Source organism: Streptomyces sp. NPDC004629 (assembly GCF_042873595.1).
GTDB lineage: Bacteria > Actinomycetota > Actinomycetes > Streptomycetales > Streptomycetaceae > Streptomyces.
In genome coordinates, this window is record NZ_JBIALO010000012.1 from 132764 (window position 1) to 149456 (window position 16693).

At 69.2% G+C, this 16693-nt stretch carries 14 protein-coding genes and 2 tRNA genes; 11 read left to right on the top strand and 5 right to left on the bottom strand.

All coding sequences use genetic code 11. The annotated features are described in order from the left end of the window. Positions 1-31: 31 nt before the first annotated feature. A complete protein-coding gene (locus tag ACFYTE_RS20135; RefSeq protein ID WP_388711893.1) occupies positions 32-676 on the top strand; it encodes a DsbA family protein in 645 nt (214 codons plus the stop codon). A gap of 1 nt (position 677) precedes the next feature. On the opposite strand, the gene ACFYTE_RS20140 is transcribed toward ACFYTE_RS20135, so the two are convergent. Beyond that, complete coding sequence (locus ACFYTE_RS20140) at positions 678-884, bottom strand: hypothetical protein (protein ID WP_388711896.1); 207 nt, start codon at positions 882-884, stop codon at positions 678-680. Positions 885-1382: 498 nt separating this feature from the next. Between ACFYTE_RS20140 and ACFYTE_RS20145 the strand changes: the two genes are divergently transcribed. The 3 genes from ACFYTE_RS20145 (at position 1383) to ACFYTE_RS20155 (ending at position 3476) form a co-directional block, all read left to right on the top strand. After that, positions 1383-1964 carry a biotin transporter BioY gene (locus ACFYTE_RS20145; protein ID WP_388711899.1) on the top strand — a complete coding sequence of 194 codons (582 nt, stop codon included), beginning with the start codon at positions 1383-1385 and terminating at the stop codon, positions 1962-1964. Positions 1965-2133: 169 nt separating this feature from the next. After that, the gene (locus ACFYTE_RS20150) at positions 2134-2622 is read left to right on the top strand and encodes a ribose-5-phosphate isomerase (RefSeq protein WP_388711902.1); all 489 of its coding nucleotides are present in this window, start codon (positions 2134-2136) and stop codon (positions 2620-2622) included. A 44-nt stretch (positions 2623-2666) separates the two neighbouring features. Continuing rightward, positions 2667-3476 (top strand): Fpg/Nei family DNA glycosylase, encoded by an 810-nt coding sequence (locus ACFYTE_RS20155; RefSeq protein ID WP_388711905.1) that lies wholly within the window; start codon positions 2667-2669, stop codon positions 3474-3476. 25 nt (positions 3477-3501) lie between these two features. On the opposite strand, the gene ACFYTE_RS20160 is transcribed toward ACFYTE_RS20155, so the two are convergent. Further along, entirely contained in the window at positions 3502-4758 is a 1257-nt protein-coding gene (locus ACFYTE_RS20160) for a GNAT family N-acetyltransferase (RefSeq protein WP_388711908.1), read from the bottom strand. 162 nt (positions 4759-4920) lie between these two features. Between ACFYTE_RS20160 and ACFYTE_RS20165 the strand changes: the two genes are divergently transcribed. Beyond that, positions 4921-6102: a PP2C family protein-serine/threonine phosphatase gene (locus ACFYTE_RS20165; protein ID WP_388711911.1), complete on the top strand. Its 1182-nt coding sequence runs from the start codon at positions 4921-4923 to the stop codon at positions 6100-6102. Positions 6103-6418: 316 nt separating this feature from the next. Here ACFYTE_RS20165 and ACFYTE_RS20170 read toward each other — a convergent pair whose 3' ends face one another. After that, positions 6419-7582 (bottom strand): acyltransferase family protein, encoded by a 1164-nt coding sequence (locus tag ACFYTE_RS20170; protein ID WP_388711913.1) that lies wholly within the window; start codon positions 7580-7582, stop codon positions 6419-6421. Between the two features lie 449 nt (positions 7583-8031). Between ACFYTE_RS20170 and ACFYTE_RS20175 the strand changes: the two genes are divergently transcribed. Next, the gene (locus ACFYTE_RS20175) at positions 8032-8226 is read left to right on the top strand and encodes a hypothetical protein (RefSeq protein ID WP_388711916.1); all 195 of its coding nucleotides are present in this window, start codon (positions 8032-8034) and stop codon (positions 8224-8226) included. A 596-nt stretch (positions 8227-8822) separates the two neighbouring features. On the opposite strand, the gene ACFYTE_RS20180 is transcribed toward ACFYTE_RS20175, so the two are convergent. Continuing rightward, a tRNA-Gly gene (locus ACFYTE_RS20180) sits at positions 8823-8893 on the bottom strand. Positions 8894-9057: 164 nt separating this feature from the next. On the opposite strand from ACFYTE_RS20180, the gene ACFYTE_RS20185 reads away from it, so the two are divergent. The 5 genes from ACFYTE_RS20185 to clpX all read left to right on the top strand — a co-directional run bounded on the left by ACFYTE_RS20185 (position 9058) and on the right by clpX (position 14303). Continuing rightward, a tRNA-Pro gene (locus tag ACFYTE_RS20185) sits at positions 9058-9134 on the top strand. Positions 9135-9313: 179 nt separating this feature from the next. After that, entirely contained in the window at positions 9314-10714 is a 1401-nt protein-coding gene (tig, locus tag ACFYTE_RS20190) for a trigger factor (protein WP_388711919.1), read from the top strand. Positions 10715-11465: 751 nt separating this feature from the next. Next, positions 11466-12071 carry an ATP-dependent Clp protease proteolytic subunit gene (locus tag ACFYTE_RS20195; RefSeq protein ID WP_388712272.1) on the top strand — a complete coding sequence of 202 codons (606 nt, stop codon included), beginning with the start codon at positions 11466-11468 and terminating at the stop codon, positions 12069-12071. 67 nt (positions 12072-12138) lie between these two features. Beyond that, entirely contained in the window at positions 12139-12804 is a 666-nt protein-coding gene (locus tag ACFYTE_RS20200) for an ATP-dependent Clp protease proteolytic subunit (RefSeq protein WP_388711921.1), read from the top strand. A gap of 212 nt (positions 12805-13016) precedes the next feature. After that, positions 13017-14303, top strand: coding sequence for an ATP-dependent Clp protease ATP-binding subunit ClpX (gene clpX, locus ACFYTE_RS20205; protein ID WP_121888706.1), 1287 nt, complete (start codon positions 13017-13019; stop codon positions 14301-14303). Positions 14304-15660: 1357 nt separating this feature from the next. Here the strand turns inward: clpX and ACFYTE_RS20210 are convergent. Next, positions 15661-16677: a hypothetical protein gene (locus ACFYTE_RS20210; RefSeq protein ID WP_388711923.1), complete on the bottom strand. Its 1017-nt coding sequence runs from the start codon at positions 16675-16677 to the stop codon at positions 15661-15663. Positions 16678-16693: the final 16 nt, after the last annotated feature.

Sequence of the window (16693 nt, forward strand, 5' to 3'; positions counted from 1 at the left end):
CCCCGCTAAAGGCGTTCTCCCGAGGAGTGACATGGCAGAGAAGACCCCCGTCGACTTCTGGTTCGACCCGCTGTGCCCCTGGGCCTGGATGACCTCCCGCTGGGTGCTGGAGGTGGCGAAGGCCCGGGAGATCGAGGTCCGTTGGCATGTGATGAGCCTGGCCGTGCTGAACGAGAACAGGCTGGACGAACTGCCCGAGGAATACGTCGAGAACATGCGCCCCGGCGGCAAGGCGTGGGGCCCGGTGCGGGTGGCCGTCGCCGCACAGCAGCTGCACGGCGACGAGGCCGTCGGCAGGCTGTACACCGCCCTCGGCACCCGCTTCCACAACGAGGGCCTGGGGGCCGACCGCGACAGCATCGTCGCCGCCCTCGCAGACGCGGACCTGCCCGCCGACCTGATCGAGTACGCCGACAAGGACACCTACGACACCGAGCTGCGCGCCTCCCACAAGGAGGGCATCGACAAGGTCGGCCAGGAGGTGGGCACCCCGGTCATCGCCGTACCCGGTCCCGACGGCGAGGAGATCGCCTTCTTCGGCCCCGTGGTGACCCCCGCCCCCAAGGGCGAGGAGGCGCTTCGGCTGTGGGACGGCACCCTCGCCGTCGCCTCCGTGCCCGGCTTCTACGAGATCAAGCGGACCCGCACCAAGGGCCCCGACTTCAGCAACCTCTGAGTCAGTCCGGCTCCGGAGCGGGGAAGTAGCCGCCGTCGTGCCAGTTGAGGCTGCGCTGGTAGCGACGGCAGCCCTCCCGGGTGCAGCGGACGTAGGCCCCGGGCGCGAAGTCCGGTTTCTCCTTCCGCACGAACGCCTTCTCCTCCTCGGTGAGCGGACGGAACGCCTGGAGCGGCCCGCCGCAGCTCGGGCACCGCTTGAACTCCATGTCTGCTCCCCACCCTCCCCGGGGCCCGTGAGGTGTCTCCCGAGGGTCCGACGGCGCCGGGCGACCGTCAATCCCCCGATCCGGTACGCGAACAGGACCGGCCCCGCGCGTCACGTCCGCGCGGGGCCGGTCCCTCTTTCCGCCCGCCACGTGAAGGGTGAGAAGACGATCACGAGGCAGGACGACCCGGGGGTGCGCCGCCGCCCCCCCCGAAGCCCTTATTGCGAAGAGCTTGCAACTACACGCTAGCAACAAAAGGGCCCTGCGGGTGTAGAACGGGGCCGACGGACGGGGCCGTGCGCCGGCGGTAGGTGCCGGCGTGAGCCAGGCATCGCACCCTCAGTGACCGTTGTCACGCCGTCCCGGGTGTAACCCGCACGCTTTGTATGGAGCCGACCAGCGTGCGGGACCCGCCTTTGTCGAGCGCTGACGGTGAACGGCCCGACCAGGCGGTATAGCGTCGCGGTGTCCCCGGCTGCCCACACCTGTGGAGTCCCCATGAGCACCGCCACCGCCGGCACCCGTTCCGGCGCCGTCCTCGCCGACCTCCTGCCCTCGTCCCGTGTGCGGGACGTCGCCCTCGTGCTCGGCGGAGCCGCGCTCACCGGCCTCGCGGCCCAGCTCTCGGTGCCCGTGCCGGGCTCCCCGGTCCCGGTGACCGGCCAGACCTTCGCCGCCCTGCTCGTCGGCACCACGCTCGGCGCCGGCCGCGGCTTCCTCGCCCTCGCCCTGTACGCGCTCGCAGGCATCGCCGGCGTGCCGTGGTTCGCGGAGGGCGCCTCGGGCACGGCCGCCCCGTCCCTCGGGTACGTCTTCGGCATGCTGCTGGCCGCCGCCGCCGTGGGCGCGCTGGCCCGCCGCGGCGCCGACCGCTCGGTGCTGCGCACCGCGGGCACGATGATCCTGGGCGAGGCGATCATCTACGCCATCGGCGTCCCCTACCTGGCCCTCGCCACCGGCATGTCCGCCTCGGCCGCCGTCGCCGCCGGGCTCACCCCGTTCCTGCTCGGCGACGCCCTGAAGGCGGCCCTGGCCATGGGCGTCCTCCCCACCACCTGGAAGTTGGTCGACAAGCGCTGACCGTTTCGGCGGTCGCGGCGCGGCGGCGGTCCGCGGTCCGGCCGCCGCACCACCGCGACGACCGCCGCGACCGTCAGCGACAGCAGTACGGTCGTCCGGCCGCTGCTCCGCGCTCGCCCGGCGGAACCCGAAGCTGCCGCCCGTCCGCCCCCATGCCACACTGCTTGCCATGCGCGTGTATCTCGGCTCGGACCATGCGGGCTTCGAACTCAAGAACCACCTCGTCGAATGGCTCAAGAAGGCGGGCCACGACCCCGTCGACTGCGGCCCCCACATCTACGACGCCCAGGACGACTACCCGCCCTTCTGCCTCCGCGCCGCGCAGCGGACGGCCGCGGACCCCGACGCCCTCGGCATCGTGATCGGCGGCTCCGGGAACGGCGAGCAGATCGCCGCGAACAAGGTCAAGGGCGTGCGCGCGGCCCTCGCCTGGAGCGAGGAGACCGCCTCCCTGGGCCGGCAGCACAACAACGCCAACGTCGTGGCCGTCGGCGCGCGCATGCACTCGACGGAGGACGCGACGAAGTTCGTCGAGACCTTCCTCACCACCCCGTTCTCCGGTGACGAGCGGCACATCCGCCGCATCGACATGCTGTCGGACTACGAGACGACGGGCGCCCTGCCTCCCATCCCGGCCCACCACCCCCAGCAGGACTGAGCCACCCCGGGCGCGGCCCGGGGCGAGGGAGAGGACGCCGCACCGTGCCGGAGGGGCACACGATCCACCGGCTGGCGCAGGACTACGCCGGCTGCTTCCAGGGCCTGCCCGCGCGTGTGAGCAGCCCCCAGGGCAAGTTCTCGGACGCCGCCGCCCTGCTCGACGGGGCGGAGCTGACCCGCACGGAAGCCCATGGAAAACACCTCTTCCTGGGCTTCCGCGGCGCCGACTGGGTCCACATCCATCTGGGCCTCTTCGGCAAGGTGACCTTCGGCGACGCCCCCGCGCCGCCACCCACCGACACGGTCCGGCTGCGCCTCGCCGACGCCACCTCGTACGTCGATCTGCGCGGCCCCACCACCTGCGCCCTGATCACCGACGCCGAGAAGCGGGCGATCCACGCGCGCCTCGGCCCGGACCCGCTGCGCGACGGCGCCGACCCGGCCGCCGCCTACGCCCGCATCCGGCGCAGCCGTACGGCGATCGCCGCCCTCCTCATGGACCAGAAGGTCATCGCGGGCGTCGGCAACGTCTACCGTGCCGAGGTCCTGTTCCGGCACGGCATCGACCCGTACCGCGCGGGACGGGACCTCACCCCCGCCGAGTGGGACGCGATCTGGGCCGATCTCGTCGCCCTGATGCGCGAGGGCGTCCGGCACAACCGCATCGACACCGTGCGCCCCGAGCACACCCCCGAGGCGATGGGCCGCCCGCCGCGCGTCGACGACCACGGCGGCGAGGTGTACGTCTACCGCCGGACCGACCAGCCGTGCCACATCTGCGGCACCGGAATCCGCACCGCCGGCCTCGCCGCCCGCAACCTCTTCTGGTGCCCCACCTGCCAACCCACCTGACCCCACCCCGGCCGGGGTGGGGTTTTCAGAAGCCGTGGGGCAGCCAGGGGGCGGTCGGTGAGCCGAAGGCCACCGATGCCTCCGTCAGCGCGCCCTGCCGCAGCTCCCGCACCCGCCCTGCCGCCGCCAGCGACGTCAGCGGCACACCACCCAGATACGCGGCTCCCAACTCCCGCACCGACAGCGCCAGCTCGGCCGGCTCCTCGGTGCGCGAGCACGACGCGCCCTTCGCGTCCCCGGTCAGCCGCCAACGCCCCGCGTTCCAGGGGCAGAAGGCGTCCTCGACCGCGAACACCACGTCCACCGGCGCCTGGTACGTCCGCGCCTCCAGCGCCGCCCCCACGTCCACCAGCCGCACATACAGCGAGTCCCGCAGCCGCACCTGACAGCGCCGGATGTCCGACACCAGGTACTGCCAGGCCTCGTCCACCGGGCGTCCCCGCGCCAGGAGCGTCGAGGTCAGGTCGATGTCGAACAGGAACCGCCACACGGCCGCCTGCGCCGCCGGGTCCACCGCCTCCAGGTCCTGCAGCACCACCGTGCCCTTGGCTCCGGCATGGTCCCAGTCCGGCCTGACCCGGAACCGCGCGTAACCGACCGGTTCCCCGTCCCGCTCGGCCACGACGCACTGCAACGGCGACGCACCGTTGCGTTCGCTCTCCGGGTCGAGCAGCGCGACCCGCTCCCACCCCGGCAGCCGCGCCACCATCCCGGGGCGCAGCGGCACCTGCCGGGCGTACAGCGCCTCGCACGCGTCGAGCACATCGGCCGGCGCGGCGTACCTCAGCCGTACGTCGTCGGTGCCGGGCGGCACCGCGAGCCGCACCCGGCCGGTGTCGATCTCCGCGTGGGCCTGGAACGTCGCCGCGCCGTACCCGAACCGTCCGTAGATGTCCGGCTCCGACGCCGTCAGCACCGCCAGCGGCCAGCCCCAGGACCGTACGTCGTCAAGTTGGCGCCGCATCATCGACGTGAGCACCCCGCGCCGCCGGTGGGTGGCGGCCACGCTGACCATGGTGACGCCCGCGGCCCGCACCGGCGCCCCGCCGGGCACGGTCAGCCGGAAGTCGAACGCCCCGGCCGTCCCCACCCACGCGTCACCGTCCCAGGCACCGATGGTGCGTTCCGGCTCGATCAGCTCCAGGTACAGCTGACGCTCCTCGGCCGCTTCGGGCACGCCACCGAAGGCCCGGATCAGGTTGTCGTACCACTCGTCCAGCTCGTCGCGCCGCGCCGCCCGCAGCTCGATCCCGCGGTCGTCCCGTACAAGGTCAGTCGCCATGCACCATGCGTATCAGTGCATTGCGGGACGAGCGAATGAATTTCCCCCAGGCGGCAGCGGGACGGCGTTCCATGAAGTTCACTGTGAAGTTGGGCCTCGGACGGGGGACAAGTGGGACCTCCCGTGCCATGGGGCCGGTCCGATGGATAGGGTCCCGAACTGATGGCAGCAGGACGAGAGCGGCGCGGGAAGGCCGAGACCTTCACGGCCCGGTGGCGGATCCAGTGGCACCGGGCCCGCGTCGGGCTGCGCCGAAGCGCCGTGGACTACTTCCGCGGCGACGGCTCCGACTGGATCGCGCTGGCCGGCCTGCTGCTGACCGTCCCGGTGCTCGCGGCCATGACGCTCGCCAACTCGGTGTGGTTCTCCCCGGGCGCCCTGGTGCTCCCGATCGTCGCGGGCGGGCTGCTGCTGCGCCCGGCGAGCCTGCTCGGGCTGTACGCGGCGGCGGCCACGGCGCTGATCGTGGAGTCGGTCCGGCTCGGCCCGTACACCGAAGGACCGTCCCGGGTCACCCCCGGCGTGGTCCTCGTCGTCGCGGCCTGCGGCTTCTTCGGGCTGCTCACCGCCCAGTTCCGCAGCCGGGTGGGGGTGCCCTGGCGGCGCGGCGGCACGATGCTGTTCGACCTGCGTGAGCGGATCCGCGTGCAGAGCAAGCTGCCGAAGCTGCCGCAGGGCTGGCACCGGGAGATGGCGCTGCGGCCCGCCGGCGGCCAGTCCTTCTCCGGCGACTTCGTCGTCGCGGCCCGCACGAACGGCGGGCGCACGCTGGAGGTCGTCCTCACGGACGTGTCCGGCAAGGGCATGGACGCGGGGTCGCGGGCGCTGCTGCTGTCCGGCGCGTTCGGCGGCCTGCTGGGCTCGCTGCCCCCGCACGCCTTCCTCCCGGCCGCCAACGGCTATCTGCTCCGTCAGGACTGGGACGAGGGCTTCGCCACCTCGATCCATCTGGTCCTGGACCTCGACTCCGGTGACTACGAGCTGTATTCGGCAGGTCATCCGCCGGGCCTGCAACTCTGTGCGGGCAGCGGGCGCTGGGAGGAGAAGGCCGCCGAGGGCCCGCTGCTCGGTGTGTACGACGGCGCCCAGTTCGACCCCGTGAAGGGTTCGCTCCGCCCGGGGGATGTGTTGATGCTGTTCACAGACGGTCTGGTGGAGACCTCGGACCGGGACATCGTCGAGGGCATGGACCGGCTCACCGGCGAGGCCGACCGCTATGTGGCCGGCGGCTTCCACGGCGCGGCCTGGCACCTCATCGAAGCGGTGGCCAAGGACGTCAACGACGACCGAGCCCTACTCCTAATCTCCCGAGAGGGCCCCTCAACCCCCTACCCCACTAACTGACCGAGCTGCGCGAGGCTGTATCGCCCCACGGCCCCCAATGGCTGGCCGAGCTGCAACGCCCAGATAGGGGCGCGGGGAACTGCGCGATCAACCACAACACACCCGCACCCGCACGGCACCCCGCAGCCCCCGCCGCTGCCGCGCACCCGCCCCAACGGCACTCCAGTGGCTGGCCGAGCTGCAACGCCCCGATAGGGGCGCGGGGCTGTATCGATTTGCGGCTCCGCCGCGCGGGCGCGATCAACCACGATGCACCCGCACCTGCAAGGCACCCGCAGCCCCCCCGACGACGCCGCGAAGCACAACCGCGCATTACCTACACAGGGACCTTGTCCCGCCCCCGCTCCCGCGCCCCACCCTCCCGCGTGGCCGACACCGGCTCCGCCCGGAACGCCCAGTCCATCCTCGGCTCCACCACGCATCGGAACACCCGCTGCACAGGCCGGGTGCACAACAACGTGACGGCGCCCCCCGCAAGCACGCTCACCAGAACCTCGCCGACCGGCCGATGCAGCCAGCCATGGTCCAACCAGCCCTGGTAGTCGGCGAACTTCACCACGAAGCCGTGCAGCAGATAGCCGTACAGCGTGCCCGCACCGAGCGCGGTGAACCACGTCTTGCGGCGCGGCACCAACGCGAAGAAGCAGGCGGTCAGCAGCAGCGAGCAGCCGAACATGGCGAGCACCATCAGCGGCCCGTACCACCACGGCATGCCCAGTTCCTGCGCCGAGTCCCGGTGGTAGAACCACGCGGCGTTCATCCGCGGCACCGCCCACCAGCCGAAGGCGAGCGCCGCCGCGAACACCGGCACCGCGGCGATCCGTACCGAACGGCGGCGCACCAACTGGAAGTGCTCCGGCTTCATGCACAACCCGAGCACGAAGTACGGCAGGAACTGCAGAACGCGCTGCAGATCGAGGTCGTCGCCGATGCTCGGCGAGACGGTTGCCAGCATCGCGATGGCGAACGCCACGGGCAGCGGCAGGCGGATCGCCTTCCAGATCGGCGTCGTCAGCCGCCAGATGAACAGCGCGCACAGGAACCAGGTGAGGTACCAGGGATCCAGCAGGCTGATCTCCTGGTCGGGGGAGTGGTCGACGTACCGCTTGAAGAGCGGGTACGCCGTCTCGAAGACGATGTACGGCAGGGCGACGCCGGTCAACAGCCGCTTGAGCCGGTCCGGCCGCATGTCGAAACTGCGCGAGAAGAAGCCGGAGATGATGATGAACGCCGGCATGTGGAAGGCGTACACGACCATGTACGCGCCCTGGAGCACGCGGCTGTCGCCCTTCAGCGGCTCCCAGGCGTGCCCGACGGCGACGAGGACGATCGCCAGGTACTTGGCGTTGTCGAAGAACGCGTCGCGCTGCTTGCCCGGTCTCGCCTGCGGGGTGCGTGCGTCGGGTACTGCGTCCCGCGGCGACTGCGCCGGCGGGAGTGACCTTCGGTTCTGGCCGGGGGACGAGGCGGCATCAAACATCTGAGGCACCCTAGCGTTCTCCTTGGGTTTTCGTAAAACTCCCCTGATGTTTCCTGCTTAATGACTTCGGGTACCCGCGGATTTGCCGAACTCGCCTCTCTAGGACGCGTGATGATGAGCACATCGACGGCAGTAGATCGCCCTCAATGTACCGATTCATCCGGACTCATTGGTGCATAGGGCCGTCTCCGTGCCGATGGGCGGCGGCAATTCGAATTACCTGCGAACGTGATGTGTGGGCCGTGAAACCGGCTTCTGTAATTACCGGTTGAGGTCCGTGCGGGTGCACCCTCGAATTGCTGTGCGGGCCGCGTTCCGGGGCGGGGGTGTGGCCGACGATGCGTCACGCGTCGCATAGCCAGGCCTCGTTGGTGGCACGATGGTTCTGGCGGGGGTGCGGGGCAGCATCCCCGGGCCGGGAGAGCGGACCGACCGAGGGTGTGATCAGTGTGGCCATTTCACTGTCCGTGGTGCTGATGTTGGCGATCGTCCTTGTGGTGTTGATCCGAGGGGGGAACATCAAGGCCGGTCCCGCCATCGTCGCCATACTGTTCGGCTTCTTCCTGGCCTCGACCGGCATGGCCCCGTCCATCCAGCGCTTCCTCAACTCGATAGCCGAGACGATCAACTCGATCAGTTTCTGATCGGGGGACGTTCTCCGTCGGAGCACCCCGCGGCGGCCGAGGGGTGGCCCTGCGCCCGGCCATTCACTCTTTCCGGGCGTGAACCGGGCGGCGGTTCGCCCTGGCTCAGGGGTGCGGGCGGATCGGCGCCCTCCGGTGCTCTTCGGTTGTGCAGGACCGAGCCCCACAGAGCGGGCGACGGGAAGCGAACCTCGCAGCGCCCTGCCGAAGATCAGGGCGACGCGGTGGCGGAAGGGGCGCTGCACGGGCCCGCTCCTCGGAACGCCAGCCCCTCGAACGGTTCGGGCTCGGCCCTGCCGTTCGGCCGCCGGTCCGAAGGAGACGGCCTTCTCCGAGACCCTTTCGGCGACGAAGCTCGGCATCCACCCCTTCTTCTCCAGCCCCCAAGCGTTGCTGACGGCGAACGAGCGCCGCCTCGCCTCGCGCCGGCCGCGGTTCTTCAGCCCGGCGACGACCTCGGCGACACCACGGCCGCGACGATCACGGCCGCAGCCGTCCCCGCCCCGCGCATCTGTCTCCCCACCTGATCGGGCCCCGGAACGACCTGAGGCCCAGGGAGAGGGAAACCACCTCTCACCTGGGCCTCAGCCGAACAGAGCGGGCGACGGGAATCGAACCCGCGTAGCTAGTTTGGAAGACTAGGGCTCTACCATTGAGCTACGCCCGCAGCTGGTGTGCCGCTGGTCGGGCGACCGCGGCACAGGAGGCATCGTAGCGGGTCGCGGACCTCGTAGGCCAACGTGTCGGGCTGCGGGCAGGCCGGGCGGAGACGGCCGGTAAACCTGCGGACGCATCCGGTCCGGGCATGTACCCTACGTGTCGCACACCAGACGGGGTGTGGCGCAGCTTGGTAGCGCGTCCGCTTTGGGAGCGGAAGGCCGTGGGTTCAAATCCCGCCACCCCGACCACCGACCGAGTGTTTCCTCGTGATCGCCTTTTGGGGCGCTCACCGGCTGCGGTTACTATGCAAGCTGCGCGCCCGTGTGTCCCGGCCCACTCGGCCTACGAACTCCTCCGGGCGGCGAAATCCGCCGGACCTGTCTGGCTCCGGCAGAACCCAAGAAGTCAGCCACAAGGAGACCGAACCGTGAAGAGCGCCGTGGAGACCCTGAACCCGACTCGGGTTCGGCTCACTGTCGAGGTGCCCTTCGAGGAGCTCAAGGACAGCCTCGACGCGGCGTACAAGAAGATCAACCAGCAGGTCACGGTGAAGGGCTTCCGCAAGGGCAAGATCCCGGCCCGCATCATCGACCAGCGGTTCGGCCGTGGCGCCGTGCTGGAGGAGGCCGTCAACGACGCGCTCCCCAAGTTCTACACGGACGCGGTCAACGAGGCCGAGCTGAACCCGCTGGGCCAGCCCGAGGTCGACATCACGGAGCTGAAGGACGGCGAGACGCTGAACTTCACCGCCGAGGTCGACATCCGCCCGGCCCTGGAGATCCCGGACTACTCCGGCATCGAGGTCGAGGTCGACGCCATCGAGGTCACCGACGAGGACATCGACAAGTCGGTCGAGCAGCTCCGTGAGCGCTTCGCCTCCAACACGCCGGTCGAGCGCGCCGCCGGGGACGGCGACGTCGTCACCGTCGACCTGGAGGCCAAGGTCGACGGCGAGATCCTGGAGGACGGCGTCGCGCAGGGCGTGTCCTACACGATCGGCTCCGGCGAGCTGCTGGACGGCATCGACGAGGCCGTCACGGGCCTGGAGGCCGGTGGCGAGGCCACCTTCACCTCCGAACTGAAGGGCGGCTCCGCGGCGGGTCAGTCGGCCGAGGTCACCGTCAAGGTCACCCAGGTCGCCGCCCGCGAACTGCCGGCGCTGGACGACGACTTCGCGCAGCTCGCCTCCGAGTTCGACACGCTGGAGGAGCTGCGGGCCGACAGCCGCAAGCGCCTCGCGAACATGAAGCAGTACGACCAGGCCACGCAGGCCCAGGAGCGGGTGCTGGACAAGCTGCTTGAGCTGGTCGAGGTCCCGGTCCCCGAGAAGCTGCTCGAAGACGAGATCAACACCCGCAAGCACAACCTGGAGCACCACCAGCTCGGCCAGATGGGCCTCAGCCTCGACAAGTACCTGGAGCTTCAGGGCAAGACCGCCGAGGAGTTCGAGACCGAGACCCATGAGGCCGCGATCAAGGGCATCAAGACCCAGTTTGTCCTCGATGAGCTGGTCAAGCTGGAGAAGCTCAACGTCAACCAGGAGGAGCTGACCGAGCACCTCATGCGGCGTGCGGCGTCCTCCGGCATGTCCCCCGACCAGTTCGCCCAGGCCGTCGTCGAGGGCGGCCAGGTGCCGCTGCTGGTCGGCGAGGTCGCCCGCGGCAAGGCACTGGCCGTCGTGGTCGAGGCCGCCACGGTGAAGGACACCAACGGCGAGATCATCGACCTGGACGACGAGGACGAGGCCGAGGACGGGGCTGAGGCTGAGGCTGAGACCGAGCCCACCACGGCCCCGACGCAGGCCACCGAGGAAAAGCCCGAGTCCTGACCCACCCCCACCCAAGGGCCCCTGGACGACCCCCAGGGGCCCTTCCCATCCCCCAGCGGCCCCCCACCCAGGGACGCAGGGAACTGCCCGCCCGACCCCCACCCACCCGCACCGGCGCCCCCGGCAACCTCGAAGCCCCCTCCAGCGGCCCCCCACCCAGGGGCGCGGGGAACTGCGCGCCCGACCCCCACGCACCCGCACGGGCGCCCCCACCGATCCCCAACGGCGCCCACGCCCCCCAGACCCCCGGCAACCTTGAAGCCCCCTGAGGGCTCCCCACCCAGGGGCGCGGGGAACTGCGCGCCCAGCCCCACCCACCCGCACCGGCGCCCCCACCGCTCTCCAACGGCGCCCACGCCCCCAGTCCCCGGCATCCTTGTAGCCACCCCCGGCGGCCCCCCACCCAGGGGCGCGGGGAACTGCGCGCCCGACCCCCACGCACCCGCACGGGCGCCCCCACCGATCCCCAACGGCGCACCCGCCCCCAGCCCCCACTCACCCGCACCGCACCCCCCCACCGAACAGCCCCGGCGCACAGACCCACGGCCCAACCGGCGGAGCCACCCGCTACGCCCGAGGCGAACACCCCCGTCCACGGGATTCCCCGAAGGGACCCGCGCGTTAGGGTCCATGAATACGAGGGCAGGGGAGTCTCCCGAAGCCCCCGGCAGGATTACGCAGGATTACGCAGGAACACGTGAGACGGCCCGGCGCCGTCGTAAGACGAGCAGGTGGATACGTGACGAATCTGATGCCCTCCGCCGCCGGCGAGCCTTCCATCGGTGGCGGCCTCGGCGACCAGGTCTACAACCGGCTGCTCGGCGAGCGGATCATCTTCCTCGGCCAGCAGGTCGACGACGACATCGCGAACAAGATCACCGCGCAGCTGCTGCTCCTCGCCGCCGATCCGACGAAGGACGTCTACCTCTACATCAACAGCCCCGGCGGTTCGGTGACGGCCGGCATGGCGATCTACGACACCATGCAGTACATCCCGAACGACGTGGTCACGATCGCCATGGGCATGGCGGCGTCGATGGGCCAGTTCCTGCTGACCGGCGGTGCCGCCGGCAAGCGCTTCGCGCTGCCCCACGCCGACATCATGATGCACCAGGGCTCCGCGGGCCTCGGCGGCACGGTCTCGGACATCAAGATCCAGGCCGAGTATCTGATGCGTACCAAGAAGCGCATGTCCGAGCTGACCGCGCTGCACTCCGGCCAGACCGTGGAGACGATCATCCGCGACGGTGACCGCGACCGCTGGTTCACCCCGGAGGAGGCCAAGGAGTACGGTCTCATCGACGAGATCATCACGCATGCCTCCGGTGTTCCGGGAGGCGGCGGCACCGGTGCCTGACCGGCCCGGCCACGCCCCGCACCGCCGAGTCTCCAGCCCCCAGAACGCCACCAGGACGGTGAACCTCATGAACAACTTCCCCGGCGCCGCCAGCGGCCAGTACGACGGGCCCCGGCCCGACAGCCGCTATGTCATTCCGCGCTTCGTGGAGCGCACCTCCCAGGGCATCCGCGAGTACGACCCGTACGCTAAGCTCTTCGAGGAGCGCGTGATCTTCCTCGGCGTCCAGATCGACGACGCCTCCGCCAACGACGTCATGGCGCAGCTGCTGTGCCTGGAGTCGATGGACCCGGACCGGGACATCTCGATCTACATCAACAGCCCCGGTGGCGACATGACCGCCCTGACGGCGATCTACGACACGATGCAGTTCGTGAAGCCGGACATCCAGACGGTGTGCATGGGCCAGGCCGCCTCCGCGGCCGCCATCCTGCTCGCCGCGGGTACGCCGGGCAAGCGCATGGCGCTGCCGAACTCGCGCGTGCTGATCCACCAGCCCGCCGGCAGCACCGGCCGCGGTCAGCTCTCCGACCTGGAGATCATCGCGAACGAGTTCACGCGGATGCGTACGCAGCTGGAGGAGATGCTGGCCAAGCACTCCAACCAGCCGATCGAGAAGGTGCGCGAGGACATCGAGCGCGACAAGATCCTCACGGCGGAGGAAGCACTCCAGTACGGCCTGGTGGACCAGATCATCTCCACCCGCAAGATGAACAACGAGAGCGTCCGCTGACACGGACTGCGGGTCTCCCCCGTGCGATGAGCGCGAAGATGAGCGTGAAGGGGACCTCCTTCGCCGCCCTTGGCACGGTGCACGTCAAAGTGAACCGTGCCAAGGGGGGCCCGAACGGGGGGCTCGGCAAGGTACCGTCGGACATAAGGCAGCACCAGGAGTCGTTGGGCCAGTGACGTCCAGGCGGCTCCCAGGCGAAGGGGAAGCACACCGTGGCACGCATCGGTGACGGCGGCGATCTGCTCAAGTGCTCGTTCTGCGGCAAGAGCCAGAAGCAGGTCAAGAAGCTCATCGCAGGGCCCGGTGTGTACATCTGCGACGAGTGCATCGACCTCTGCAACGAGATCATCGAGGAGGAGCTGGCGGAGACCAGCGAGGTGCGCTGGGAGGAACTGCCGAAGCCCCGCGAGATCTATGAGTTCCTTGAGGGCTATGTGGTCGGCCAGGAGGCCGCGAAGAAGGCCCTGTCCGTCGCGGTGTACAACCACTACAAACGGGTCCAGGCGGGCGAGAACGGCGGCGCCCAAGGCCGTGACGACGCCATCGAGTTGGCGAAGTCCAACATCCTCCTGCTGGGCCCCACGGGCTCCGGCAAGACCCTGCTCGCGCAGACCCTCGCGCGCATGCTGAACGTCCCCTTCGCGATCGCCGACGCCACGGCGCTGACGGAGGCGGGCTACGTCGGCGAGGACGTCGAGAACATCCTGCTCAAGCTGATCCAGGCGGCGGACTACGACGTCAAGAAGGCCGAGACCGGGATCATCTACATCGACGAGATCGACAAGGTCGCGCGGAAGAGTGAAAACCCCTCGATCACCCGTGACGTCTCGGGCGAGGGAGTCCAGCAGGCCCTGCTGAAGATCCTGGAGGGCACCACCGCCTCGGTGCCGCCGCAGGGCGGCCGCAAGCATCCGCACCAGGAGTTCATCCAGATCGACACGACGAACGTGCTGTTCATCGTGGGCGGTGCCTTCGCCGGCCTGGAGAAGATCATCGAGTCCCGGGCCGGCGCCAAGGGCATCGGCTTCGGCGCGACGATCCGCTCCAAGCGCGAGCTGGAGTCCAAGGACGTCTTCGAGGACGTCATGCCGGAGGACCTGGTCAAGTTCGGCATGATCCCCGAGTTCATCGGCCGTCTCCCGGTGATCACCTCGGTCCACAACCTCGACCGCAAGGCGCTGCTGCAGATCCTCGTCGAGCCGCGTAACGCCCTGGTGAAGCAGTACCAGCGGCTGTTCGAACTCGACGGTGTGGAACTGGACTTCGAGCGTGAGGCGCTGGAGGCCATCGCCGACCAGGCGATCCTGCGGCAGACCGGCGCCCGTGGCCTGCGCGCCATCATGGAGGAGGTCCTCCAGGCGGTGATGTACGAGGTGCCGTCCCGCAAGGACGTGGCCCGCGTCGTCATCACGGCCGACGTCGTCCTGTCGAACGTCAACCCGACCCTGATCCCCCGCGACGCCCGCGGCCGTGGCCCCGGCGAACAGAAGACGGCGTAGCCGGGCCAGAAACATCGCCCAGTGCGCGCAGCCAGGGTCCGCGAGGAGAGATGTTGAGCTGCGTAGTAGGGCGATGGCGAAGAACGAACGGTCCTGAGTTGAGCCCGCCTTGTTATGGCGTCGGTCTAAACGCGTGGCCGAGTCCTATCTTGACTTGCGACGGCATACCTGGTGTCCAGGTCTTGATGTCTCGGGACGCCTCGGGAGTGGCGTTTCGTTTCAGAGCTTGGAACTTGTCGGACATGGCTCGTCGTTGCACGCTGCGCTGTGGGCGTGGGCGATCCGGGCTCGAACCAGTGATTTAGTCCGAGGCTGAGCGGCTGGGGTCGGCACCCGCCTCGGCCAATGGGTGGTGCCCTGACGGGTGGCGATCTCGCCCCACGAGCGTGCGTGCTGCGGATCTGGCGGGCCTTCGGGCTTCAGTCCTGGCGCGCGAAGAACTTCAGGATCTCCCCGGGCCTACTGCTGACCGACAAGATCCTTGTCGGGGTCGGGTTGCATCAGGTGCCGTTGGAGCACACCGCTGTCTCGCAGTGGACGGGAGACAGCAGGCCCAAGGCCCTTGACGAGGCCGCTCCAGCGCTGCCAATGGTCCCCAGGGGTGTCTGAGCGGCGTAGCTTTGACTACGTCCGGTACGGCACCGGGTGGTCGGCTTCCGTGACTCCTCGACGAGACCAACCGCAGACCAACCCCAGCCTGGCGGTCTCCGTCATCTGTGACAACTTTTCCGCTCACAAGGCGGCACCTGTGCTGCACACGTGGCCGATCGCGCACCTCGTTAGCCCGGATCGTTGAGCCAAATCTGCCGCTACTGCGACAGGAACTGCCGGCCAGGAACCTGGAGTCATGCCGCTGGTTGGACGAACTGTCAAGCTATGAGGATCAAGCCAACTTCCTTCAACTCGGTTGTGTCATGGGCGCTTCACATCGTCGGATCGATATATGCAGGGACGAACTGCTGGAAATGAAGGGAGCGGAAAGTGAAGTTGACGCGCGTTTTCGCATCATTGAGCGTGATGGCTGTGGCGGGGGTTGTTCCCCTCATTGCGGCTACGCCCGCATCGGCCACTGCCGCAGAGTGCCGATCTTATCTGGCATGGGCGGGATACGATGTCGGTCCCAAGGTAAAGGCTGCCTGTTCGAACCGGTCCATACCCACACCCATTGGGCCTCCTGCGGTGAACCCCGCATGTTACTTCCCGCTTGTGGAAGCTGGGGTCAAATCGAAAGACGCAACAACAGCTTGCCAGTACGCGTGATGACGCGTTGACGTAGGGTTGTCTGCTTGAATTGCAGCAAGGTGAGAGGGCTCGGTTACTGACCGAGCCCTCTTTGGGTGCACGCCGAACGCGGATGTCAAATCTTGACGCGCACGTCGTTGCGGAGTTTGGCGGCTAGGTCTGCGGTGTCGTTGACTGTGCCGCCGTCGCCTGCAGCTAGGCCAGCGAGGCTGAACGCCGTCACGTAGGCGACGGTGCTGTGGTCACCCCAGATACAGAAGGGCATTTTCGCGGTCGCAGCGGCACCTGCGCTCGATGCCGAGGAACCCGTATTCTCGAACTCGGCAATCTGACATTTCATGACACCATTCGAGAAGCCCGAGGGACTAACCTTCTCAGGGTTGCCGATGAGTTTACCCTTGCTGTCGGGGCTGCTTTTGCCGTCCTCCGACTCTGCCTTGATCTTCGCGAACATGGCATCGACGACGGCCTCCGGGTTGTCGATCGTGCCGTACACGCCGGCGAAGGAGATACTCTTCGCGGACAGGCCAGTTCCGTTCTCGTACCCTGCGCTCACATCCGTGGGGTTCTTCACGCCCCATTTCTCGAAGTCCGAGCGATCCGAGTCCGACATGGATTCCGTCGAATCAGCGCTACCTGATTTCTTGTAAGTCGCGTTAATCACCGTCTCCGGCGTGGTCAGCTTGTGCGGGCCGTCGTCGGCGATGTCCGAGCCGCTGCCGCCGCCCCCGCCGATCACGAAGTAGGCGCCGACCGCGATGGCCGCCACCACCGCCACCGCGCCGATGATCAGGCCCGTCTTCTTGCCGCCGCCGGCGGCCGGGGGCTGCGGGGCGCCGTACGGCTGCTGTCCGTAGGGCTGCTGTCCGTACGGGTTCTGCTGCGGGGGAACCCCGCCCTGCTGCGGATAGCCGTAGCCGGGCTGGGCCGGAGGGGGCTGCTGGGGGTGGCCGTAACCGGGCTGCGGGTGCTGCGGCGGCACCGGCGGCTGCTGCTGCGGCCCGGGCGGCTGCTGGGGGTAGCCATAGCCGGGCTGGGGTGCCTGCGGCGGCTGGCCGTAGGGGCCCGGCTGGCCGTACGGTCCAGGCTGCTGGGGCTGCCCGCCGTACGGGCCCGGCTGGTTGTGACTCATCTCTGGGTTCCCCTCC